Origin of the sequence: Virgibacillus alimentarius (assembly GCF_000709085.1) — a bacterium.
GTDB classification, from domain to species: domain Bacteria; phylum Bacillota; class Bacilli; order Bacillales; family Amphibacillaceae; genus Virgibacillus_B; species Virgibacillus_B alimentarius.
Window position 1 is genome coordinate 1 of the sequence record NZ_JFBD01000026.1, and the last position, 24,979, is coordinate 24,979.

Below are 24,979 nucleotides of genomic sequence, written 5' to 3' on the forward strand. Positions count from 1 at the left end.
TATAATGCCAAAAAATTAAGGGGATAATATAAATGTTAAAAAAACAAACGGTGTGGCTGTTTGACAATGCTTAGTTTATAATCCACATCAAGATGGCCCAATCATCCAAAAACGATGATTGGGCCATTTTTAAGATCTGTCGGCTTAGTTATGTTATGTCCCAGCCTCAGCTGGTTGAATTGCCTTTTCATTAAAGATGGGGGCTCATTTAATGAAAATTCATTCAGATTGTTGATAAGTTGTAGCTGATCTCGTACGTATCTCGGATAGTGATTATTGACTTCATATAAATATTGAATAGTTAATGAGCGATTTATTTCTGGCTTTTTTATTTATTTACTACCCTATATTATTTCAAAATTAATATTACTAACTCCAGAAAACTCAGATAACATACTTCCCTTAAAATCAGTTAATACTGACCGTCTTAATTTACTATCTTTAATAAATATTTCAAAATCATCTAGTTGTTCTCTAGATCCAATTGCTTTAATTTGAATATTTCCTTCATCGTTCTTTTTTATATTACCGATCAGGTTTAGTAACGCTGCTCGCCTTCTTAAGCGTCTCATATATGAAGAACCTAAGTTATTTCCCTTCAGGGTAAACTCTTTTATATACTCAGCTCCTGTAGGTATCTGAGGTACTACAATTTCATCAGCAACCCCAGTTAAGAATAAATCTTTTATTGGTTTAAATTCAAAATAAAAATTTTCATTTCTGTCTCTTGATGCATTTGGAAAGTAATAATCTATAATTGCTTTAGGAATATCTCTAGCTTTACCCTCAAATGGTAAAACATGCATCATAATTTCCCCTTTTGAATTTATTTCATTAACGATACCTTCATTTATATCTTCATTTATAATCATATCTACTGAGCCACAAGGTAGACCTGGTATAGAATTTAGCGCTTGTACAGCATAATCTTTAAATTTTTGGTCAATGTCATCTGTACAATCTACATTTAACCTGTCTCCTAAATAAGTTCCATGCTCCCTAACAAAGATTCTTTCTCCTACTAACGGTACAGATTCCAAAGACATATTTTGTGATTTCAAGAAGTCTTTCATATTATCATCTATATTTATTTTACGCGATTTTGTTGCTACATTTTTTTTAATCTCTCTGTTTCTTATTTTAATAAGTTCTCTGATATTACTTTTTCCATCACCAATAACATTTGAGGAATATGACTTAGAAGCTGCTAAGACTTTGTCTCCCATTACATAAAAACGATAGTCCACTGCATTTTCGAAATATTTTTCTATAATAACATTTTTTGAATTAAAATCATCCCTTATGCTAGTGAGACTTTTAATCAAATTATTTTCATCTTTAATATTAGTAAACACACCTTTACCCCCACCCCTATTTGTTGGTTTAACTACCAAAGGGTAACCAATTTCGGATCCAAATTTACATATGTTTTCAATAGATGTCTTACTAAAGTTAAAGGTCTTTGTTTCAGGGATAGGAACATTATTTTTTCTCATGTATTCATAAGCAAGTGTTTTATTCTCGGCTATCTTAATAGTTTCTTCAGAAACATATGAGCTTCTAGCACAAAAAAATCTATAGGATGTCGTCCCATCCGATAGCGTATATTGGTGAGCTTTGGAGGGGACTCTCCCCCCCCTTTTACTATTATGAAAGGTTAATTTTAGCCCTCTTCTCCATCCTTCCAACGCTACTGTATAATAGGATGTATGATGATTTACAACACCCTCTGGAATAGAGTTTTCTAAGTGAGGAAGAATGTTTTCTGCTATTTTCTTATTCAATGAAATTACCTCCATTATAAATAAACTCTTTTTGTAAATCTTTTAATTTTTTGTATTTTAGTTTAAATAAAGCTCAAACATACCTTCTCATTACTTTTTATTTTTCTGTTTAATTTTTGATGGCATGTCTTTTAGTCTAACAGGGAAGTATCCTTCATTTAATACGGATGGTTCCTTTTGTGTTTCTTGTAAATTCAACGTATCAGATTTACTGGTTACATTTAGGTTATCCATAATTTCAAATCCAATTTTCACAGGAGTCGTTCTATTTTTTTCAACTACACTTGTAACTTTAGCCCTTTTTGAAGCCTTATTGTTAATAATTTCCCTAAATTTTTCTACAGATTTTTTAGAGCCAGAAATAACAACAGATGTTTTGTTGTTTGTTAAATGTTTAATATAACCATTCAACTTTAAATTCCTAGCTTGCTTAAATATCCACTTCTCGTAATTCACTCCACGTAATTCCCCAGATACTTCAAAACGTGTCGAGGTTACATCTGTACTCGGCATTTCGGGTACAACATATTCCTTTGCTAATCCCCGTCGAAAAGAATCATAAATATTTTTAAAATCAAAAAAATACAAAGGCCGTTTATTTTTTATTGCGGTTTCTGGAAAATAATAGTCAATTATTTCTTTCGGAATATCTCGTGCTTTTCCCTCCATTGGAAACAAATGACTACGAATACTAGCTTGAGTATTTATTTCAAGTACTACTCCAGTGTTTTCCTCTTTATTTACAATAATATCTAACCCACAATGAGCTAAACCCGGTATTGCTTGTTTAGCTTTGACCGCTATATCTTTTATTTCCTTTGATAAATGATCTGTAACATCTATAGGGTCTCCCCCTGAGGAAACATTATTTTTTGATTTCAAATAGATTCTTTCTCCCTTTTTCGGAATACTATCTAATGCATAACCTTGCGAACGGAGCATATTATGCATTTCTTTATCAATTTTAATCGGTCTTTTAAAAAGAGCTGGGTTTTTATCTCTTTCTTTCATTTTTAATTTTAGTAATTGATTAACTGTATTTTTTCCATCTCCAATTACATTTGCTGGAATTCGTATAAATGCTCCTACTACCTTATCTCCAACTACATAAACCCGATGGTCAACTCCACTAAAATAAGTCTCAACTATAACATCGGGATAGTTTAACTCATATCTTACGTAATTTAGGGCGCCACTAAACTCTTTTTCATTTTTTATATTTGCAATTACACCTGCACCACCAGTTCCATTGCTAGGTTTTAAAACAAGTGGAAATCCTAGTTGGTTAGCATACTTTATAATTTTTTTATTCGATATATTCTTTGGAAAAAGCTCACCTTTTGGAGTTGATACGTCAGCTTCTTTTAAATATTTTTTCGTCAAATGTTTATCTCTACAAATCTTCAAAGCTTTTCCAGAGGTTAAGTCTCCTCGTGATACCACAAATTTATGTTCTTTTTCTTTTGATGAAAGGGAATATAGAAGCTCAGATTTTCTTCGATTTTCATTAATAAATTTTAACTTTAATCCTCTCCTCCATCCTTCTAAAGCAATGCTATACATACTTACTGTATAACCCCTGGCTTCTTCAGGAATTGAAGATTCTATGTGTGACAACCATTCCTTTTTTTCCATAACAACAGTACCCATCCTTTATATAATTTAATTCTCTAATTAGTTTTTTCAAAATCGATACATATGAACTATTCTATATCCAAATCTGGTATCCACTTGCTCATATGATTTCTCATGCGATCATAAACTTTCTGAGCATTAAATTCACCTACATGAGTTTTTATCGTTTCTTGCCTACTTACAACATCTTTTAATAAATGTAATTTATAATCCCCCTTTTCTCCAGCATCAACGTAAGTTAAACGCATAGTCGGATTATCGATGTTTAATAAAGAGCTATTCTCAGAAGGCTTTTCAATATCAACTGTCATATAAGCACCAATTTGCCGATATATACCTTGTTGACCTGAAAAGAAGTTACCTAAAGAATAGGCTACAAAAGTATCCATTCCTTTCGAATTGACTATGTATGCTGGCGGCTGCAATACATGGGGATGATGGCCAATAATAACATCTGCACCTGTATCTGACAGACTATTTGACGTTTCAATTTGATCAGCGGTTGGGAGCATTTGATACTCCTTACCAAAGTGCATAGATAAAACGACAACATCTGCTAAACCACGGTTTTTAATACGGGCAATTAATCTTCTAATCCATTTTACTCCAATATCTTTAAAGCTACCCATTAAATATTCTTTATCCTTTGGCCTTTTAACTGTACCTAATGATTTGGTATAGGATAAAAAGCAAATCTTAAGGCCATTTCTGTGAAATATACGAAGAGTTTCTTGGTCTTCCTTTGACTTATAAGCACCTATATAAGGAATACCAATTTTTTCCCAGTTTTCAATCGACTTGAGAACACCTTCTTCCCCTTTATCCATGACATGATTATTTGCCAAATTGGCAATATCCACATTAAAATCTTTTAACGTATAACCAATTTCAATCGGACTATTGAAATGAGGAAAGTTAGATATCCCTAATTCTTTTCCAGCTATGATTGATTCTTGATTAACAATTGTTAAATGTTCCTTTTTAAACAAGGGCTTTGCTTCAGCTAACATGTCTGTAAAGTCATATCCGCCATCTTCTGTTTTTGCTTTCTTATATAACCGGTCGTGTAATAAGATATCACCGGTTGCAGCCAAAGTTACTTTTCTGCTCTTATTTTCTACCATTTTTTATCTCCTTATCTATGTATAAAAACCTACGACACTTAGGTCATAAGTTACTTATTTTTCGCTACCTTATTCTTCCGTCTAACCTCAAACCCTATACAAACCTGGTTTTCCCAGAGATATTCCTGGACATCTTCCACTTTCGCTCTAGCAGGTCCTTTATAACAAACTTCTTTAAAGTTATCCACCGCTTCTTTATCTTCACTACCAACGACAACAACAACTTTTCCGTTTTTTAGGTTACGCGTATACCCATTTAGATGATGCTTTAAAGCCTGTCGTCTCACCCAATTTCGATAGCCTACTTTTTGAACCTTTCCTGATATCACATATCGTTTCGCATATAATTTGCCTTTTGGAGCATCAGGGATAACGGCTTCTTGCACAATTTTACTAACGAATAGTTCTCTTATTTTTTTATAGTCAAAGAAAATTTGTGTACGATCTTGTGCCATGCCTTTCGTTTCCGGAAAATAGTAGTCAATGATTCCTTCGGGGACATTACGGGATTCTCCGTGTAATGGGAAGACATGCATTCCTATGTCAGCAGTTGCATTTATTTCAATAACCGTTGGATGATTATTCGAAACGATAACATCCACACCTGCGTGCTCCAAACCAGGGATTGCTTTAACTGCCTGAATGGCGATGTTTTTCACCTCTGGCGATATCTCATCCGTTACGTCTATTGGTTCTCCACCGGCAGCGATATTACTTTGGCCCTTCAAATATACAAGTTCATTCAATTCTGGGATGCCTTGCAGGATATGGCCTTGTTTTTTAATAGATTGAAACAAGTCTTGATCAAACGCGATGGTTTTCTTTGAAAGATATGGGTTTTCTTTTCTTTGATTATTCTTTTCTTCCACTAGTTTTTCAATCGAACTTTCCCCGTCGCCTACGACAAATGCTGGCAATCGTTTTGTTGCCGCAAGTACCTTATCGCCCGCAACATAGATACGATAATCAACGCCATCTACAAAACGTTCAACCAGGACATCCGGATAGCTTAATTCACTACGGACATAACGAATGCTGTCTTTTAGTTCTGTTTCATTTTGAATATTGGTGACAACACCTTTGCCGAGACTTCCACATATCGGCTTGATGACGAGTGGAAAGCCGAGGTCCATCCCATACTTCAAAATGGCTTCATCATTATCTTCTTCTGTAAAACCTTTACTTTCAGGTGTGTTTACATTCGATTGATGAAGATATTTTTTCGTCTCTTCTTTACTTGTCGTAAGACTCACTGCTTCGTTCATTACTTTTTCTCCTCGTGAACGGTAGAAAAAGTGTTTTTTATCATCTGATTGCAGTGAAAAAGTTTTCCCAAGTGGTTGAGATCCAATAATTTTAAGATCGGTAACCACTTCAGGATCAAAATACCACTTCAATGTCAGGCCGCGTCTCCATCCCTCTAAGGCTATTAGGTAAGCATCGATATTAAACCCTTTGACACCAGTCATCATTTGTTTGGATAGCCAGTTCGGATAAACATATGTCATTCCTTTCCCCTCCTTCAAACATGGTCCGATCGATTTATGATACAAGTTATTACGCCTTCGATCCCTTTAATTTCTTAACAAAATCTCCTACTTTCCGGAGTGGTGCTGTATATTTCCATGAGTTGCTTTGTTTAATATATCTGTTTTCTTTTTCCGTTTGATACACATCTTTATGCATATCGCGAAGATCCCGGTTCATCTTCTTTAACGTCGTTTCAACGGACCTGAGGTTATTTGCTTTAAATCGTTCATTGATTTCAAAGCCTATTTTAACCGGATCGTCGTACTTTTCTTCCCTGATCTTTTTCACTTTAGCTTTGTCGGAACTGCTGATTAATTGTTTAAATTCAGCTAGAGCTCCTTTATCTGTACCTGCTACGACAATTTCAATTTCTCCGTGGATTAATTTCTTGATATACCCGTGTAAGTTTCTATTCATCGCTTCTTCCTTCAGCCACTGATGATAGCTGCCTCGCTGGACCGTTCCGGACACAATGAATTTTTTCGCATATAATTCCCCGAGTGGTGCCGGGCTTACTTCCACTTCAATGGTTGATCTGTTTTCAAGTGGTTCGAGCACCGTGCTTAAATCGAAATAAATTTGCGAATTGGTTGTGTCGATTCCTTTGGTCTCAGGGAAATAATAATCGATAATCGCTGCCGGAATATTACGTGCCTTCCCTCTTAACGGATATAATGCGCCACCTATTTGGGCGGTTGGGTTTAATTCGATGACGACAGCCGGGTGTCTATTTACATTTCCCTCATTAATGATGATATCCACACCGCCATGCGCAAGCCCTGGAACAGCTTTTAAGGCATGAATGGCTATCTGTTTAATTTCGTCGGACAGTTCGTCTGTCACATCAATCGGGTCTCCGCCAGATGACACATTTGTTTTTTGTCTTAAATAGATCTTTTCGCCCTTTTCTGGAATACTTTCCATCGTATAACCAGCGGATTGGATAAAGTCTAGAATTTCGACGTCCTTTTCAATCAGACAGCTGTACAGTCTTGCATTTTTTCTTCGTTCTTTGTTTTTTAAATCAATTAATTCTTCAATTGTGTGCTCTCCGTCTCCAGTGATATTAGCTGGTACACGGTTATAGGCTGCAATGACTTGATCCTCAATCACATATACACGGTATTCTTGACCCGCTACGTATTGTTCGACAATCACTTCTTCATATTCTAGTTCTTGGCGGACATAGGAAAGTGCTTCTATAAATTCCTGCTCATCCTGAATATTGGTGACAACGCCATTACCGAGACTTCCGTTTGTTGGTTTGAGCACGAGCGGGTAGCCAAGTGTTCTGCTGTATTCAATGATTTCTTCGTCTGATGCATCCGGCTCAAATCCTTTCCCTTGTGGTACTGGGACACCGGCTTTATCTAAATAAATTTTTGTGTCGTCTTTCTCTGAGCCTATTTCTACCCCTTCATTTGTCACCTTATCTCCTCGGGTCCGGAAGAAATAATGGGTTCTTTTATCCGAACTGAGCGAATATAATCTACCAGGAGGGTTCACACCAAATACAATCATATCTTGAAAGTGTTCTGAATCCTTCGTATACCATTTTAATTTTAATCCCCTGCGCCAACCTTCAAGAGCTACGGAATATGCACATAGTCTTGTTTTTCTCGCATCCCTTACGATCTCATTTGGAAGTTGGGGGAGTGAAATTCCCGATTCCTCTTTCATTTTACTTGCTTCCTCCTACTGATTTATTCGTTTCATTTTCTTGACAATCTGCCCTACCATCCGGACTGGTAATGTAACTTTCCATGATAAGCTATTATAATATCTTTTATGCTCTTTTTCTGCTTTTCTTAGCTGAAGTTCGGTCACTTCATAGTCTTGTCTAATTTTCTTTAAATCCTCTATTTGTGTTTTCAGGTCGGCTTTTACTTCAAAGCCTATTTTAATCGGTGCGTCCCAGCTTTCTACATGAACTTCATGCACATCGGATCGCTCCGGGTCTTCCCATAATGCATTTTGAAAATCATCGACCATTTCGGGGTCTGTGCCTGCGACGACAACTTCAATATCGCCATTGTTCAGGTTGAGTACGAGTCCGCTCAAAAACCGTTCAAATGCTTGTTTCCTCAACCCTCGGTGATAACCAATATCCTGAACATCTCCACTGACTGTATATTTTTTTGCATATAACTTCCCTTGTGGATACGGTGTCACCGTTGAAGTGTTGGCAGATTTTGTTAGTAACGGATATAAAACATCGGTAAAGTCAAAGTATAGTTTGGTTTGCTCTTTGTTGACTGGTTTTGTTTCTGGAAAATAATAATCAATAATTGCTGCAGGGACATCATTCGCCTTCCCTTGCACTGGATACAGCAATCCGCCAATTTGAGCTGTTGGATTAAGTTCCAAAATAGTCGCCGCTTCTTCCACTGGTTTCTGATCATCGATAATTAGGTCTACTGCACCGTGCTCCAGGCCGGGAATGGTGTGCAGTGCGCGTACAGCTGCCTCTTCTACTTCTTTCGGCAATGCACCCGTTACACTGACCGGGTCTCCCCCTGTCGATATATTACTGATTTCCGTAAGAAATAGTTGTTCCCCTTCCTCCAGGACACTGTCTAGTGTGTATCCTTTCGTGCCTATAAAGTCGATCATCGCTGGATCCACTTTGATCGGACAGCTGACAAGGCGTGGGTTGGACTCTTTTTCCTTATTTTTTTCCACAATCAGCTGACGTACCGGGGTTTCTCCGTCCCCAACTACATGAGCAGGAACTCTGTTCATTGCTGCAACTACGTTATCTCCAACGACATACAGCCGGTATTCTTTTCCGGGAATATACTGTTCGGTGATAATTCCCCTGTATCCCTGTGTTTCCCGGATGTAAGTAAGCTGATGGACGAGTTCTTCTTCGGTTGTAATATTTGTGACGACACCTCTGCCGAAGCTTCCGTCTGTAGGTTTGATGACAACAGGATATCCAAGCTCATTTGCATAAGCAATGATCTCCTCATCGCTGGCACTCTCCGGGAACTCTTTTCCTATCGGTGTTGGGATGTTTGCTTCCATTAATTTTTGTTTTGTAATTTCTTTGTCCATCCCCATTTCAACTGCTTCATTCGTGACCTTATCTCCTCTGGTTCGGAAGAAATAATGGGTTTTTTCAGAAGAGCTGAGTGAAAATAATTTGCCTGGCTTATCGACAAACCATGTTTTCATCTCCTTAAACTTCTCTGAATCCTTTACATGCCACTTTAATGTTAATCCTCTTCTCCATCCTTCTAAAGCTACTACATAAGCATCAAGTTCCGGACCCCGTGCATCAGCGACAATCTCGCTGGAAAGATGTGGAAGCCACTTGGCACTTTGTTGTTCCTGTCCAACCATCTGTTCCTTACCTCCTGTATTTCCTCTAACCTTTTTTATCGTTATTTTTCTGGATTTCCTTTATCTTAGAGCTTTGATCGCCAGCGATGATATACATCGAATGGCTTCCCGTTTATCAAGTCTTCCGCCAGACGCCCTTCAGCATCTAAATGATAGTCTCCCATCCATTGATCCGTTTCTTTATCAAATTCATCGTAGTTGCCAGGCTTTGGTGTAAATTCGCCAAAAACCATCCCCTGGTCTGTTTTTAAGAAATCAATTCGAATAAACGGTATAGGTAGCTGTGCACTTAACTTTTCTACTGTTTGGATCTCTTCTTCTGTAACTCCGCTGCCTTGAAATAAATCTTCCTCATACTTTCCCGTACTTATTCGATCGCCGCCCGGCGTCCACCAGCAATACTTTATTTCTGGAAAACGAGTGATTTCCAGGATGAGTGCTACTTTCCCGTAAAAGCAATAAAACTTCAAATCGACTGCTGGTGTTTGCTCTTGTTTATTTTTAACGATGAATTCCTCGATCATCCACAGATCGCTTGCAACCCAGCCGGAAGCTAAATCTTCTTCCATTCTCTTTTCTAATGCTTCCCAGCTTGTGAGCAGCTTTGCTTGTTTGACGTCTTGTATTTTATTTTCATGATATACGAGATAAACACCGCGTGAACCTGCACCATCTACTGGTTTAATAACGATGGATTCCTCTTTTGGGATTTCTTTCATGGCATAAGGCTTTCCCTTTATCCATGGTCTTCGTATACCGAATGCATCGACTAATTGATAAGCTTGCCGTTTGTTATCGAGTAAGTTTTCTGGTGTTTTTCCGTTCATCAGCTGCCTTATTCTGGCCCGTGCTGTTAAACTGGCTCGAAAAGACGACGCAGCTTGCAATGCTAAGGTATGGTCGGTTTCTGCAAATCGTACGATGAATTCCGGAATATCTTCTTTTTTAAATCCTTTTAAAAGATTTTCGTAGACAATTTGTTGAACGTCTGCAAGGTCCTTGCGATAGTGCCTGCCTAGTTTTTTTAGGGCTTCATTATAGTTATTCGTTACACTTTCTTTTCTTTGGACCAGGTTTTGAATATATGAAATCGTGTCTCCATCTTCCTTGACTTGTTTTGTCCGCTGATGAAGATGGCTTGCATTTACTTTATCCGTTTCCATTTCTAAATGGTCGATGTGTTCTTGTTTGGTTTTTAATGCGTCGCGCATATGCTCAAGGTCTTTCTTTAAGTCTTGATTGTATGCTTTTAATGCGTTATTTTCTTCCAGGATGCTCTTCGCTTTTGCACCTTGAAAAAGCTTTCCGAATAATCCACGCACTTTTCGAGCTGGGGAAAATACTTTCCACGTTCTGCTTTCTTTTATATGCTTATTTTCCTTTTGCAATTTCTTTGTCGCTTTCTTTGTTTTCATGAGCGCTGCTTCTTTTTCCAGCAACCTTTCTTTCAAAGCTTCTTCTCTTGTTTGCTCGGGCTTCCTATCTTGACTCGGTGTCTGATTCGATGAGGTGCTCAGGTCGTCTGAATGTTGGTTATGCTTATTATGCTCTACTTCATCGATCGTCATCACCTCATTAACCCTTTATTTGTATTTACAAAACATTCTTCTAATCTTGAGGCATGTTTGGTATAGCCGAACTGTTTTTCAACATAATTTGTCGCTTTCTCAACTTGCGTAGCATATGCTTCCTTATCATTTATCAGTTCATGGATTCTATCCTGTACTTCCTCTGGTCGGGCGTAAATGGCAGCCTCTTTGAATAAATCCTTATAGTTTGGGGGGATGATAACAGGTACTCCTGCAGCCATCGCCTCAAAGATTACCCGTCCAAATGCTTCCACCCACTTCGGATGGGTATAATAGACAAACACATCCAGATCAGCGAGAAAATCTTTCGGATGAACTTCTCCGAATTCCTGAACGTACCAATTTTTCGGGAGTTTTCCCAGTAGTTTTTCAGGCGTTTTTGCACCACCTAAGACATGGATTTCATAGGCTTTTTTATCCGGGTAAATCATTTTTAACTCTCGCGGATCCTCTGGCCATTTTACATACTGATCTCGTGAATGGCGACCAATTTTAATCCGCTTGTTATGCGGTTGCTCCTTCCGTTGCCATTCATCCACATCAATGATATTGACCCAGTCTTCACTGGCTAAACGGATGGATTTTAAATCTTTTTCATGATGCGCATGTAATGTATCACGAATCAACGGCCCGATTGGGTACCATTTTCCTTTTTTTCCAACATATTGTTCTAAATGCTTCACGCACGTTGGGATGGAGTAAAGTGTTTTTCCATTTTTACTATACTCTCGCTTTGGCGGCTGATTGACAATGACCCGAACGTGATTGGCTTGGATATCCGGGATATACTTTTGCCATGCTTGAAGAACAGGTGGATGCCTTACGATTAGTACATCACAGCTTACCTTCTCTCCGTAAACAAGCATTTGGACGTCATCGCCATTAATAAGCTCGCGTACGCTCGGATTAATTTCTTTAATGGAATTTAAATCATAACGGGCCATTTGAATAAGGCCTGTCCTAAGTCCCATCTTTTGTTGTGCTTTTATTTCTTCGATATTGGACATGTTTGTACCGCCTAAGAGACGGAATTCAGAAGCAATGATCACATCGAAATGCCTTCTTGCGTTCTTCTTGACTTCTCGACTAGGAAGCATTGGCTCTGGAACGGGGTACGGTCTTTTTTCTTGCGGAAAGCCGTAGTATAAAGACGTTGCTTTTTGGTGATAATTCGAGTAACTTTCCAAATACTCTTTTCTTGCCCCCATAAAGAATCCGTGATAACCAAATACTTCACTTCCAGTTAAAGAAGAACTGGATTGTCTTTGAAAAGAAAACGGTCCTGTTTTCAAATCGACAACCGCTTCTTTTCCAAACACGATTTTGAGTCGCTTCTTAAATTCTCCGTCCGCTCCAAAACGGACACTATCCCAGAAGCCGAGTTCCCTCATTACAGGTTCCCTGCGAAACATTAAGGAAGACATATTAGCAAAAATATATTCTCCCGGTTTTCCGCGTCTGAAAAACTTAAGGCTTTCTGTTGCTCTTGCTTGCTGGGTTGTATTTGCGATAACAGATGGATTTTCGATAAAGTGTTTGACCTGTTCCTCCATTTTTTGAGGATGTGACCAATCATCGGCATCATTGATGGTGACAAAATCCCCTGTAGCGATTTTCAAAGCCTCATTCCGGGCTGTGTATGCCCCGCTGTTCGTTTTGGTTGAAATGATTTGAACACGGGGGTCGATCTTGCTATATTCCTTAACGATATTTATCGTGTTATCTGTGCTTTGATCATCCGCAACAATGATTTCTAAGTTTGTCCATGTTTGAACGAGCAAAGAATCTAATGTTGTGCGTATACCGTCTTCGGCGTTATATGCTGGTACAATGATCGTTACTTTTTCCTTCGTATTATCAATAAGCTCAACGTTTCTCTGGTTTTTTGTGCGTAAACGGTCGTAACATGTTTTCCCGATCACTGCATGTCTGTCTAACTCCTGGATACCATAAAGTTTCAGTGCTTTATTCATCCACTTCACGCGCTCCGTAAATGACGTTTCCAAATTGGCTCGAGCCAAATAAAGATCTGCATGCTTTTGAGAGGCCAAAGCATGTGAAATGACATCTTTCGCCTCTGTTACCCTACCTATTATATCATAGCTTTCTGCTTTTAAGATTGCCAATCTACGTAAAAAATCCCTGTTTTTTACTCTTTTTTCTGCTTGGGAAAGAAAGGTCAGACATTTTTCTGCCCCTTCTTTGTTGTACTGATTGGCGTACATAAGCGCTAGTTCCCAAGCTGCGTATCTTCTTGTATATGGATTATCGGATGTCTTGCTTTCTTTTGTAAGTTCCGCTAACGCTTTTTCTGTAAAACCGAGGTCATAAAGATTGTATTTCAGCTTTTTTATTTTATTTTTTGCTTTTCTCTTTCTTAATGAACGGTCGAAGATTTCCCTTCTGTCACGCTTTCCTAACATATACTTCATATACAATTGTAGCATTCGCTTGATTTTATTCATTGATGTTACAATTCTCCATATACTGCCTTGTTTAATCGCATCGTACTGACTAGAAAGCTGAACATGCTCTAGCTTCACATGTTCATATTGCTCTCTGGCTGTCTTTAATTCTCTGTCAGCCGCCTCCACTTGCTGCTTTAAGTTTTGATTCGTTGCTTGTGTTGCTTCACGGGCATGACGATCGTTTTCTTTATTCCTCATGTGAGCACTCCTCTAATCTAGAAGCATGTTTTAGGTAGCCAAAGTGTTTCTCAACATAATCTTGGGCTTTTTCGACCTGTTCACTGTAGGCATTGTCATCGTTCATCAGTACATCTATTTTCCCTTTTACTTCATGTGGCTTTGCGTAAATCGCTGCATCCTCAAATAAGGTTTTGTAATTTGGCGGGATAATGACTGGTATCCCTGCAGCCATCGCTTCAAAGATCACGCGTCCAAATGCCTCTACCCACTCCGGATGGGTATAATAAACAAATACGTCCAGATCAGCAAGAAAGTCTTTCGGATGCACTTCTCCAAATGCTTTTACATGCCAGTTCGCGGGAAGTTCTCCTAGTACTTTTTCTGGAGCCTTACCGCCACCGAGAACATGAATCTCGTACTTTTCATCATCCGGATAAATAGCTTTCAATGTGTTTGGATCATTTGGCCATTTTACATATTGATCCCGGGAGTGACGACCGATATGAATACGCTGATGTTTCGGCCGCCTCTTACGGCGCCACTCGGAGACATCAATAATATTCACCCAGTCTTCATCAGCTAGATGAATTGACGCGAGTTCCGCTTCGTGATGTTCATGCAACGTATCCCGAATTTGCGGACCTATTGGGTGCCACGTTCCTTTTTTACCTGTATATGATTCTAATTGGTGCACGCAGTGATCCAAGTGATACAGTGTTTCTCCCTGCTCACTGTATTCTCGTTTTGGTGGTTGGTTAATAATTACGCGTACATCTTTTGCTTCGATGTCCGGAATATATTTTTGCCATGCTTCAAGGATTGGCGGATGTCTTACAATCAGGACATCACAGCTTACCTTTTCGCCGTAAACAATGGTTTGAATCGCATCCCCGTCAATGAAATCCCGTACGTTTGGATTCATTTCCGTGACCGAATTTAAATCATACCGGTACATTGGAACGAGGCCTGTTTTCAGTCCGAGTTTCTTTTGCGCTTTTATTTCCTCGATATTCGACATATTGGTACCACCTAAAAGACGGAATTCGGACGCAATAATGACATCAAAATGCCTTCTTACGTCTTTTTTCGTCTTCTGTGGCAGCATTGGATCCGGGACTGGAAACGGTCTTTCCTCCTGTGGAAATTCATAATATAAATTTTTCGGGTGTGTACGATGATAATGCTCATGTGCTTCTGCATATTCTTTTCGTGCTCCCATAAAATATCCCGGGAATCCGAATGCAGCATTTCCTGTTAATGAATCCTCGGATTGTCTCTGGAAAGACAATGGTGCTGTTGGTAAGTTCGCAACTGCCTTTTCACCAAAAACAAGCTTCACCCGTTTTACAAACTCCGAATCACCCGCAAAGCGCACACTATCCCAGTACCCGAGTTTCTCCATCACAGGTTTACGCCGGAACATAAACGATGACATATTTGGAAAAATATAAATGCCTGGTTTTCCTCTGCGGAAGAAATTCATCTGTTCCGTTGCACGCGCCTGATTGGAGAAATTTCCAATCATCTTCGGATTTTGAATCAAATGCTCTACCTGTGTTTTAATTTTCTCAGGATGGGACCAATCATCCGCATCATTAATCGTTACAAAATCGCCTGTAGCTTGTGTAAGGGCTACGTTACGGGCAGTATAGGCTCCGCTGTTTTGTTTGGTTGATAATACCTGAACACGGCTATCCTTCTGCGTAAAGCTTTTGATGACTTCTTTCGTATTGTCGGTACTGCAATCGTCGACTACAAGGATTTCAAGGTTTGTCCATGTCTGACTTAGCATGGATTCAATCGCAGTATGGATAGACGTTTCAGAATTATAGGCTGGAATAATCACCGACACTTTCGGTGCATCATCTAAATTATTATAAAGCAGTCCATCCATTTGTGTCTCTATCCGGTCATAGGCTGATAGCACCCCGTCCGCTTTAGCAATCGTAATAGGCGCCGTCGAATAAAATTCGTACACCTGATTGATCCGTTTCTTGCGCTCATCAAGCGAAGTGGCAAGATTTGCTTGCGCCAAATAAAGATCTGGATGCGCCTTGAGAGACAGGGCATGCGTTAGGACCCGCTTTGCTTCCTCCGCTTCCCCTAACATTTTGTAGCTTTCTGCTTTTAGTACCGCTGCCCGGCGTAATTCATCTTCATCTTTTACACTTTTGGTCGCTTGCTCGATATACGTCAGACAGTTTCTTGCACCGTCTTTACTGTACTGATCAGCATAATAAAGTGCCAATTCCCACGCAGCACGGCGCTTTAAATAAAGATCTTCGTCCTGATTGCAACATTCCTTTAATTCCGCCAATCCGCGCTGAACAATCCCAAGCTCATAAATCCGAAATTTGATGCGTTCTACTTTTTTCATCTGTGCACGTTTTTTACCAGGCTTAATGATTCTTTTCAGTGTTTCTTTTTGCTTTTTGGTAAACATACCTGCAATGACTTCTTTTTGTTTCGTACTGAGAAAGGTATATAAAAACCAGTCCATCGATCCGACAATCGTTTTCTTTATGAATCGCAACATAGCTATTCCCCCACCATAACACTTTGCTTCCTACTGCTTACTCAACTTGCGTCTTTTTACTTTTGTTTCCTTGATATCTTCCCGGTAAGCCTTCACAGCATCTTTCGGCTCTCCGTCATACATGATTTGCCCTTGCTTCATCCAAATAGCTCTGGTACATAACTGTTCAACAAACGTCAAACTATGGGTGACGATAATCACTGCCTTTGCTCGTTCCATCATATCTTGTATTTTTTCGCTCGCCTTTTGCCTAAAAGCCATGTCTCCTGTAGATAAGGCTTCATCAATAATGAAAATATCCGGCTGCAATATCGCCGCAATACTAAAGCCTAGACGCGAACGCATTCCGCTTGAGTATTCTTTCACCGGCCTGTCAATTGCTTTTTCAAGGCCAGAAAACTCGACGATTTTAGGATAAAATTCTTTTATTCGCTTTTTCGGAATCCCAAGTAGCATTCCATTTAGAAAGATATTATCTGTTCCGGTTAGTTGGCTGTTAAACCCTGTTCCATAGCCTAAAAGCGCAGTTGTCTCCCCGTCCAGATAAATCGATCCCTCATCCGGCTGGAGGATATTGGTCAGCACTTTACAAAGGGTACTTTTACCAGCGCCATTATGACCAATAATACCAACGACTTCGCCTTCCTTGATTTCAAAGTTGACATTTTTTAAAGCCCAAAAGGGTTTCTTTTTTAATTCAAAGGAAATCCCTAAGTTTTCGGCTTTCACAATGGAATTGTCTTTAATTGTTGTTTCTGTTTTTTCTAATTGCAAGTTTCGTTTTCTTCTTGGTGGTCGTGGTGGTACGGTTGCTTTATATTTTTCAATAATTTCAGCAGGATCTCCAGCGTCCCGGACAACTCCGCCATCTAGCCACATTAATCGATCACAATTTCGCTGTGCATAGCGGAGACTGTGAGTGACGATGATCACCATTTTCGCTTTCTTCACTAATTCTTTCATTTTATTCGCAGCTTTTTTACTAAACTTTGCATCTCCTGTATTTAATGCCTCATCCAAAATTAATATTTCAGGCTCTAGATGAGCTGCAACACTAAAGCCAAGTCTTGCTTTCATTCCACTGGAGTAATATTTCATCGGTTGATCCATGAAGTTTCCAAGCTCTGAAAATTCATGGATTTCCTGAATATAATGATCGATTGTATCTCTACTGATGCCAAGCATCATTCCATTTAGATAGACGTTCTCTCGTCCTGTCAGTTCCTTTTTAAAGCCCATGCCGAACGAAAACAGTGCAGAAACCTTGCCATCCACATAAATTTCGCCCTTATCCGGCTCAAGAATGCCGGAGATAATTTTACAAAGCGTTGTTTTCCCAGCACCGTTTGAGCCAATAATGCCTAGAATCTCACCCTTATAACCAGTGAAATTAATATTTGTCAGGGGCCAGACCATTTTCTTGCCTTCCTTGTCTCTGCCCTCTTTTAAATAACGAAGAACTTTTGATTTATAATCATCCTTTTGACTGTTTGGAAAAAAGGACACACCAATGTTCTTCGCCTCGATAACAATTTCTTTTTCCTGGTTTTCTGTTTGCTTTTGTTGATTTTCTTTTAACAACATACATAAAACCTCTTTTTATAATGCTTTTATTATTTTGTGCTCGTTACGGCTGTAGTGATAAAGCATATATCCTCCAAGAACGATGGAAACAATACCGATAATCGAAAGTCCCAGAAAATCCGGGCTCTGGTGATACATAATGATATCACGGTATGAATTAATGATAATCGCAATTGGGTTGATATCAACGATCCAGCTGTACTCATCAGGCAATCTTCCGCCTTCCCAGATAATCGGAGAAGCATAGAAGAAAACACGTACCGTATGTGTCAGCACGTTATCAATATCGCGAACAAATACCGTAATATAACCTAAAAACAAACTAACCGTTATTAAAAACAATAATTGCACTACTATTATTATTGGTAAATAAACAATTTGCCATCCTGGCATGACTTGGAAAGCAATCAGGAATATGCCAACGACGACTAACCCAAAAATAAAATTAAACAATTGGGTAAAGGTAAAAGAAAGTGGGAAAATCGACTTCGGCAAATTCACCTGATTAATAATGGAACTATATTTTGTTATCGACTTTGCTGATGTATTAATGGTTGTATTAATCCAGCGCCATGGAACCAAACCGATGACTAGAAAAACAGCAAAGTCTTCCCCGCCACGGCCAAGCACAATTCCAACAAGAAAATAATAAACAACGACATTCAAAAGCGGATCGAGCAGCCACCAAAAATAACCCAAATAGCTATTTCGGTTTTCTGCCTTTAGTCCAGATTTCACAAGATAGATCAACAAATCTTTTCGTTTCAGTATTTCTGATAAATATTTTCGCATAACTTCTCATGACACCGCCTAATTCTGTTTAAAATGAGTTAGTATACATGGATTCATGACTCATTTTCTGCGATTAAATCTTCTTTTTATATAATGAAAAGCATAATTTAAAATATACCATGCACTTTTGATAGCACTTTGTTCTTCAACGGTCCGGTATACACGCCAGTTCTGTTTCACCATTTTCAATTTGTTGCTGGAAATGGAGTTTTGAACCAAGCGATATTTGGACAATACTTCCGGTAAACCATACGCAGTAAATCCATTTTTTGTGAGTGTTAACCACAAGACATAGTCCTGCCGTGAACGGATATGAATCATTTTTACTTTACCCGTTTTTTTCGTATCTAGCATGACGGTTAAACACCCAATTACACAATGTTTCATTAAACCGACATAATCAATCGTCTCAGGTGCTTTAATGACGGAGTTTACCTCTGTCCCGTCTTCAAGCATCCGTACATATTCGGTAAACGAAAATGCAATATCTTTCTCCAGCATGAAATCAAGCTGCTTCTCAAGCTTCGTCTCAAGCCATACATCATCACTGTCTAAAAATGCGATAAAACGCCCCTTTGCCGCTTCAATTGCTGTATTACGCGCAACTCCCGAGCCTGCATTTTCCTTCAGTTTGATCAAGGTGATCCTTGCATCTTCTTTTTGATAGGACGCTACGATTTCGGTTGTCTTATCCGTCGAACAATCATCAACGATAATCATTTCCCAGTTCGTATAGGTCTGATTTTGTACAGACTCAATGGTCTCATGTATAAACTGCTGTGAGTTATAAGCAGGCGTAATAACCGAAATAAGGGGGCCTGCAGTTTCATTGCTTTGCATCCATTACCACCACGATTTTCTTATTGTTTAAGTAATGCCCCGTACCAATTAATTAATTTCTCTTCTTCTTTTTGCCAGTTCAGCTGCCGGACAACTGCCTTCTTGCCATTCATCCCCATCTGCCTTGCTTCTTCCGGGTGTTTTCTTAAATAATCAATCGCTTCTTTTATTTCTTCCTCATTGTAAGGATCAACCGCAATTCCGCATTGATACTTGTCCATGAACTTTTTCCACACCGGAAAATTCGAGCATAGGATAGGTAGTCCAGCACTCATATACTCAAAAAACTTCGTGAGTTCTTTTTTCTTGTAATGCTGTGTAGGCGGAAATAGCGCAATCCCAGCTAACCATTTCCGACTAATATATTTGTCGTCAATTTCCTCTCGTTCGATAAATTGATCGATTCCTTCAATCATAAGCTGTTCTTTCTTTTCACCGGCTTTTGCGTACATCTTTTCCGCAATGCTACTTGGACATTTGCCGATAAAATGAACCGAGACACTTGGATCGATGTTGGGAATTTGCGCGTGAATATATGCGCCTCTTTCCATCGACACGTTCCCAGTATAAAGAACTTTATTTTCCGCCGGCTGATCATCGATTTGATGATTCACTAATTTATCATTCAGTGCAGGGTAATTCAAAATGCAAATACCGGATGGATATTTTTCTTGATAATATTTTTCCGCCAAGCAAAGCGCCATGTTTTTGGAAAGGATCTTTTCAACGAATCCATACACTGCACCAACCGCTTTTCGAATAGGCTTTGGAAAATATTCCTTCTGGTACATTGCCGTTACATAATCTTCATGCACATCATAAATTACAACATTATTTTTCTTTTTTAAGAGACGTCCCACCGGGAGTAACTCCGGGTCATGAATATGATAGCAATCCGCCTTTAAGCTTTTTGCCTTCAAATAAGCTTCCAGCGTGGAAAATACCATTCTCGCCAATCGGTTCTTTCTTTTTTTGATTGGCACCATTGTTACATCGGTATCTTTCTGGATCTCCTGTTTATCCATCGATGCAATCAGCGACACATCATAACCGCCTTTTTGCAAGGATGTACATTCTTTATGAAAAATTCGTGTATCATATGGGTGGTGCACGGTTGTCATATGCACAACTTTTGCTGTTTTTCTCACTTCCACCCTGCCTCCTCTATCTTACACTATCTCGCCATCGTTTCTGTAAATAAGGCCCCATACTCGTCAGCGATTTGACGTGCATCAAAATCTTCGACTCGCTTGTAGCCCGCTTCCTTGACGCGGTCCAATTTTTCCTTATCATAGGTCAGGACTTCTTGCATGTTGTTTGCAATAGCATTCACATCGCCAACCGGAGCAAGCAATCCATACTTCCCGTCGTCTAGCACCTCTGCAGGACCAGATGCACAATCCGTCGAAACAACCGGAGTCCCGGTCGCAAGCGCCTCTGCAAGCACATGGCCAAACCCTTCATGAATCGATGTTAAAACAAACAAATCGGCATGTTTAAAATAAACATATGGATTATTTTGAAACCCGATAAAATGTACTTTATCTTGGATGCCTAATCTTTCCGTTTGCTTGATTAACGTATCCTTTAAAGGACCTTCCCCTAAAATCACTAACTTGCTGTTTATTTGCTTATGCACCTTCGCAAATGCGTCGATGAGTGTTTGATGATCTTTTTGTTTCACGAGCCTGCCAGCTGTAATAATCACCTTCTCCTCCCCATGAAAAATAGGAAGATGTTCCTCAGCCAGCACCCCTTCATTCATATGTTTACGTATATTTTTTAAATCTACGGGATTATAAATAACTTTAATATTTTCAGATTTTACTTTATACCTTTGAATCAGATTTTGTTTCACTCCTTCAGATAAAGAAACAACCTGACTCGCCCATTTATACATCATTCCATAGCCGCGTAATTTTAAGTCGGTCAAAAAGCCCCCGCTCAAATTATCCGCTTCCCTTACTATGTTCTTCGCACGGGTAAACGAAAGTAAATTTGCCAAAATAGCAATCGTATTATAATTCGGGATCGTACTGAATACAAGATCGACCTTTAACTCTCTAATCAGTTTAGCTAAAGGGAAAATCGCATTCCTTAAACGCTTTTCATTTATTTTAATAAAGGTAACATCAGACTTCACATTCGCCTCATAGTCACTATTATAATCCAACGTGACTAAAACAGGTTCAAATTTACTTCGATCCAAGTTGTTTATAATATTCAGAAGTGTTCTGGCCGCACCGCCAGCACCCATTTGATAAATGAAAAACAACACTTTTTTTCTTTTCACAATAACTCAGCCTTCCCTTTACACTGAAAAACTTTAAAGCTAAAAATCCACACGAATACTCACCGAATTATACCATAGCCTGCCTAATAAATAAATTGTCGAAATTAAACAAAAGAAGGAACTTTTTCTTTCAGGAGGGAAAATCATGTTGGAAGGTTCTAAGGGAAGCTGTCTTGCCGTTGTTCGAGCTCGGTGGCTTATAGGTTAATTTATCGCTCGAGTGCGTGAACCTGTCGCTCGAGTTTGTAAGCTTGTTGCGCGAGTTTAACTCTTTATTGCTCGAGTGCGTGAGTTTGCTGCGCGACTTTTGTTGGTTATTGCGCCAGTTCCTGACGCTGTCGCTCGAGTTTCAATAGTTACGCATGATTGCTTGCGCCAAGTCACCCCCATCACATCTCCAAAACAAAAGGGATTTGGCCGTATTCATCCCAAATCCCTTTCCGTTCATCTCCCTCTTTATTTCTTCGCTAAGGAGGCTAATGTTTTTTCCATATAGGCCTTAATATCGTCATGCAGATCCTCCCGATTTAATGCGAAATCGATGGTTGCTTGAACAAAGCCTAATTTATCTCCAATATCGTACCGCTCTCCAACGAAATTATAAGCGAGTACTTGCTCTTGTTCATTTAATTTTTCAATGGCATCCGTTAATTGGATTTCGTCGCCTTTGCCTGGCTCCAGAGTTTCCAAGATATCGAAAATTTCCGGTGAAAGCACGTACCGTCCCATGATCGCTAAGTTGGATGGTGCTTTTTCGACATCTGGCTTTTCCACTAATGATTCGATTGCGCGTATGGATGGTCCGTAGCCATTTGTTGCTTTCGGTTTGATAATCCCGTATTTGGAAACGTCCTCCATCGGTACGTCATGTACCCCTACCACAGAAGACTGATATTCATCATATACGTTAATCAATTGCTTCAGGCAAGGCTCTTCTGCCTCCACAATGTCGTCACCTAATAGAACAGCAAATGGTTCATTTCCGACAAAACGATTCGCACAATAAATTGCATGTCCAAGGCCTTTAGGCTCTTTTTGCCTAATATAGTGGATATTTGCCATATTTGAAATGGATTGAACCATTTCAAGCATCTCTACCTTCCCTTTGTGGGCAAGGGTTTCCTCCAGTTCATACGACACGTCGAAGTGGTCTTCTACCGCTCTTTTTCCTCGTCCGGAAACAATAATAATATCTTCTATCCCGGAGTTAATCGCTTCTTCTACAATATATTGAATGGTTGGTTTATCGACAATTGGCAGCATTTCCTTCGGTTGTGCTTTTGTTGCAGGTAAAAAACGGGTACCTAAGCCAGCTGCTGGTATGATCGCCTTTTTTACTCTCATTCTCTTAACTCCTTTGTATAGCGAAAATGTTTTTATACATTACTAATGTAAGTTTAGCATAACGCTTTGCCTTCCTACAATTTTAATAGCAAAATGCGCGTACGTCCATGAAAATGGATCTTTATTTTTACTGTGAAAAGCTACTTATCTTCTGAGACAATCTTCTCTTTTCCTAAAATTAAATAATTGAGTTCTTTCTTCGGGATTCGATTAAATTCCGTCCGTTTTGCCAGGTAAAAGACAAATCCGAGTAACACCCATGCAATAAGTGCAATTCGGGATTCCATTCCGAGAAAAGCTGGTGAACCAGGGATCAGCAATAGTCCGATAAAGATAATACTTGCTAATGCCCCAAAACCTGCTACCGCCTTTTTAAAAGGGGAAACGGTATGGATGGCAGGGTCATAATCTCCCTTCATCGAAACTTTAAATAATGTAAAAGCAGTATAGCATGTATAAAAATATGCAATGGACACACCGATGGAAGACATGTCCACCACCCATAGCAATGCTTCACGGCCAAACCAAGGTGCAAACATGGCGATAACCGATGTAAAAATAATCCCGATGTACGGTGTTTTATATTTCGGATGCAGCTTTGAAAATGCTTCTGGTAAAATTTTTGCACGAGACATCGCAAACAATAGACGGCTCGAAGAAATAATGAAGCCATTTAATCCAGTAAAAATACCCATAGACAAAGCAACAGCTAAGATCAGGAGGCCGATTGGACCTAGTAACTCGCCAATAGCAGCACCTGTCCCCCAAACGTGATCCTTTGCGATCAGTCCTTGCCATGGTTCAATCATTGCTGTCGTCATAATCATCAGACTATATAATACAGCCGCAAAAAAGATGGCTAAAATAATGAGTGTAAATGCCTTGCTGGAAGGGAATTTAAATTCCTCAGCAGCTTGCGGAATATTATCAAAGCCGACAAACGCCCATGGAGCAATAGCGACGATCGATATAATCGCTGCAAGCGCTGTTTTATCCGGCGGAAATAATGGCTTTACGTTAGAAAGCCCGGATCCTGGCTGCACGCCTACCATGAAAGCTAGACCAATAACACTAAGAATCATGACACCACAAAAAATAAACTGTATTCTACCGGATAAACCTGTCCCTCTTATATTGGAATACCCGAAGATCACAAGTAATACAGTTGCAATAATAATTTCCATTCCGTAAACATCCCACCCGGCAATTTGGTAGAGATGAAATGTTTCAATCACCTTGGGAAAAATAAATTTGAACATTAATGAAAACGCGGAGGCGTTTAGCGCAACAATACATATGTAACCTAATGTTAAAAACCACCCACAAATAAATGCGTGTGTGCGCCCTAAACTAACAAACGAATAGGCAAATTCTCCGCCTGATACAGGAAAGCTTTTGATGAGGAAGCCATAACTTACAGCAATTAACATCATTAATAAAGCGCCAATGCCAAATCCAATGATTACACCGAGTGGACCGGCAGAACCCATCCATGTTGTGGGTTGAACGAATGCACCCCAGCCTATCGACGATCCTAAAGCAATCGCCCATATCCAGTGTGCCTTAAAAGACTTCTTCAGGGTTGTTCTCTCTTTCATGCTGGAACTCCTTTGTGTTTATTATATATTCTTACCATTTTATATCAAAAGGTGGTTTTACAGCAAATATAAAATTTACAGCATTTCGCAGATTTTTCTATTATACATGGTATTTTATACTTGTTATAGATCATATCTGAAGGATTTTCACTATTTTGGTATTTGATCATTTGCGCATAATGGTATAAATGATTATTTCGCCCCATTTGATCGCAAAGCAACATAACAAGGTTCGTGATCCGCAAAATCGAGTAGGTGACTAACCATTACTTGGTTAGTCGACCTCTCACACCACCGTACGTACGGTTCCGTATACGGCGGTTCAATCTCTTGAGTA

16 protein-coding genes are annotated in these 24,979 nt (G+C 39.2%); all 16 read right to left on the reverse strand.

Annotation, left to right across the window (positions count from 1 at the left end):
- Positions 1-344 precede the first annotated feature (344 nt).
- A complete protein-coding gene (locus tag GZ63_RS0104880) occupies positions 345-1,784 on the reverse strand; it encodes an ATP-binding protein (RefSeq protein WP_029267424.1) in 1,440 nt (479 codons plus the stop codon).
- 90 nt (positions 1,785-1,874) lie between these two features.
- Positions 1,875-3,419, reverse strand: coding sequence for an acylphosphatase (locus GZ63_RS0104885; RefSeq protein ID WP_029267426.1), 1,545 nt, complete (start codon positions 3,417-3,419; stop codon positions 1,875-1,877).
- Positions 3,420-3,487: 68 nt separating this feature from the next.
- Positions 3,488-4,543 carry a CapA family protein gene (locus tag GZ63_RS0104890; RefSeq protein WP_029267428.1) on the reverse strand — a complete coding sequence of 352 codons (1,056 nt, stop codon included), beginning with the start codon at positions 4,541-4,543 and terminating at the stop codon, positions 3,488-3,490.
- Between the two features lie 50 nt (positions 4,544-4,593).
- On the reverse strand, positions 4,594-6,051 hold the full coding sequence (locus GZ63_RS0104895) for an acylphosphatase (RefSeq protein WP_029267429.1): 1,458 nt from the start codon (positions 6,049-6,051) through the stop codon (positions 4,594-4,596).
- A gap of 49 nt (positions 6,052-6,100) precedes the next feature.
- Entirely contained in the window at positions 6,101-7,753 is a 1,653-nt protein-coding gene (locus GZ63_RS0104900) for an acylphosphatase (RefSeq protein WP_029267431.1), read from the reverse strand.
- 15 nt (positions 7,754-7,768) lie between these two features.
- On the reverse strand, positions 7,769-9,418 hold the full coding sequence (locus GZ63_RS0104905; protein ID WP_029267437.1) for an acylphosphatase: 1,650 nt from the start codon (positions 9,416-9,418) through the stop codon (positions 7,769-7,771).
- Between the two features lie 65 nt (positions 9,419-9,483).
- The gene (locus GZ63_RS0104910; RefSeq protein ID WP_051681390.1) at positions 9,484-10,986 is read right to left on the reverse strand and encodes an ATP-grasp fold amidoligase family protein; all 1,503 of its coding nucleotides are present in this window, start codon (positions 10,984-10,986) and stop codon (positions 9,484-9,486) included.
- On the reverse strand, positions 10,986-13,673 hold the full coding sequence (locus GZ63_RS0104915; RefSeq protein ID WP_084179015.1) for a glycosyltransferase: 2,688 nt from the start codon (positions 13,671-13,673) through the stop codon (positions 10,986-10,988). The genes GZ63_RS0104910 and GZ63_RS0104915 overlap by 1 nt, the downstream gene beginning before the upstream one ends.
- Positions 13,663-16,191 (reverse strand): glycosyltransferase, encoded by a 2,529-nt coding sequence (locus tag GZ63_RS0104920; protein ID WP_029267442.1) that lies wholly within the window; start codon positions 16,189-16,191, stop codon positions 13,663-13,665. The genes GZ63_RS0104915 and GZ63_RS0104920 overlap by 11 nt, the downstream gene beginning before the upstream one ends.
- 30 nt (positions 16,192-16,221) lie before the next feature.
- Entirely contained in the window at positions 16,222-17,775 is a 1,554-nt protein-coding gene (locus GZ63_RS0104925) for an ABC transporter ATP-binding protein (RefSeq protein WP_029267444.1), read from the reverse strand.
- Positions 17,776-17,790: 15 nt separating this feature from the next.
- Positions 17,791-18,567, reverse strand: coding sequence for an ABC transporter permease (locus GZ63_RS0104930; protein ID WP_029267446.1), 777 nt, complete (start codon positions 18,565-18,567; stop codon positions 17,791-17,793).
- Positions 18,568-18,627: 60 nt separating this feature from the next.
- Positions 18,628-19,407 carry a glycosyltransferase family 2 protein gene (locus tag GZ63_RS0104935; RefSeq protein ID WP_029267449.1) on the reverse strand — a complete coding sequence of 260 codons (780 nt, stop codon included), beginning with the start codon at positions 19,405-19,407 and terminating at the stop codon, positions 18,628-18,630.
- A gap of 20 nt (positions 19,408-19,427) precedes the next feature.
- Entirely contained in the window at positions 19,428-20,555 is a 1,128-nt protein-coding gene (locus GZ63_RS0104940) for a glycosyltransferase (RefSeq protein ID WP_226374303.1), read from the reverse strand.
- Positions 20,556-20,581: 26 nt separating this feature from the next.
- A complete protein-coding gene (locus GZ63_RS0104945; RefSeq protein WP_029267453.1) occupies positions 20,582-21,700 on the reverse strand; it encodes a glycosyltransferase in 1,119 nt (372 codons plus the stop codon).
- A gap of 456 nt (positions 21,701-22,156) precedes the next feature.
- Positions 22,157-23,044 (reverse strand): UTP--glucose-1-phosphate uridylyltransferase GalU, encoded by an 888-nt coding sequence (galU, locus tag GZ63_RS0104950; protein ID WP_029267455.1) that lies wholly within the window; start codon positions 23,042-23,044, stop codon positions 22,157-22,159.
- Positions 23,045-23,184: 140 nt separating this feature from the next.
- Positions 23,185-24,642 (reverse strand): APC family permease, encoded by a 1,458-nt coding sequence (locus GZ63_RS0104955; protein WP_029267457.1) that lies wholly within the window; start codon positions 24,640-24,642, stop codon positions 23,185-23,187.
- Positions 24,643-24,979 lie beyond the last annotated feature (337 nt).

What these genes read in the sequence shown, in the direction of transcription:
- GZ63_RS0104885 (WP_029267426.1), bottom strand. Translation starts at nt 3,419, where the DNA reads ATGGAAAAAAAGGAATGGTTGTCACACATAGAATCTTCAATTCCTGAA.
- GZ63_RS0104890 (WP_029267428.1), bottom strand. Translation starts at nt 4,543, where the DNA reads ATGGTAGAAAATAAGAGCAGAAAAGTAACTTTGGCTGCAACCGGTGAT.
- GZ63_RS0104895 (WP_029267429.1), bottom strand. Translation starts at nt 6,051, where the DNA reads ATGACATATGTTTATCCGAACTGGCTATCCAAACAAATGATGACTGGT.
- GZ63_RS0104900 (WP_029267431.1), bottom strand. Translation starts at nt 7,753, where the DNA reads ATGAAAGAGGAATCGGGAATTTCACTCCCCCAACTTCCAAATGAGATC.
- GZ63_RS0104905 (WP_029267437.1), bottom strand. Translation starts at nt 9,418, where the DNA reads ATGGTTGGACAGGAACAACAAAGTGCCAAGTGGCTTCCACATCTTTCC.
- GZ63_RS0104910 (WP_051681390.1), bottom strand. Translation starts at nt 10,986, where the DNA reads ATGACGATCGATGAAGTAGAGCATAATAAGCATAACCAACATTCAGAC.
- GZ63_RS0104915 (WP_084179015.1), bottom strand. Translation starts at nt 13,673, where the DNA reads ATGAGGAATAAAGAAAACGATCGTCATGCCCGTGAAGCAACACAAGCA.
- GZ63_RS0104920 (WP_029267442.1), bottom strand. Translation starts at nt 16,191, where the DNA reads ATGTTGCGATTCATAAAGAAAACGATTGTCGGATCGATGGACTGGTTT.
- GZ63_RS0104925 (WP_029267444.1), bottom strand. Translation starts at nt 17,775, where the DNA reads ATGTTGTTAAAAGAAAATCAACAAAAGCAAACAGAAAACCAGGAAAAA.
- GZ63_RS0104930 (WP_029267446.1), bottom strand. Translation starts at nt 18,567, where the DNA reads ATGCGAAAATATTTATCAGAAATACTGAAACGAAAAGATTTGTTGATC.
- GZ63_RS0104935 (WP_029267449.1), bottom strand. Translation starts at nt 19,407, where the DNA reads ATGCAAAGCAATGAAACTGCAGGCCCCCTTATTTCGGTTATTACGCCT.
- galU (WP_029267455.1), bottom strand. Translation starts at nt 23,044, where the DNA reads ATGAGAGTAAAAAAGGCGATCATACCAGCAGCTGGCTTAGGTACCCGT.
- GZ63_RS0104955 (WP_029267457.1), bottom strand. Translation starts at nt 24,642, where the DNA reads ATGAAAGAGAGAACAACCCTGAAGAAGTCTTTTAAGGCACACTGGATA.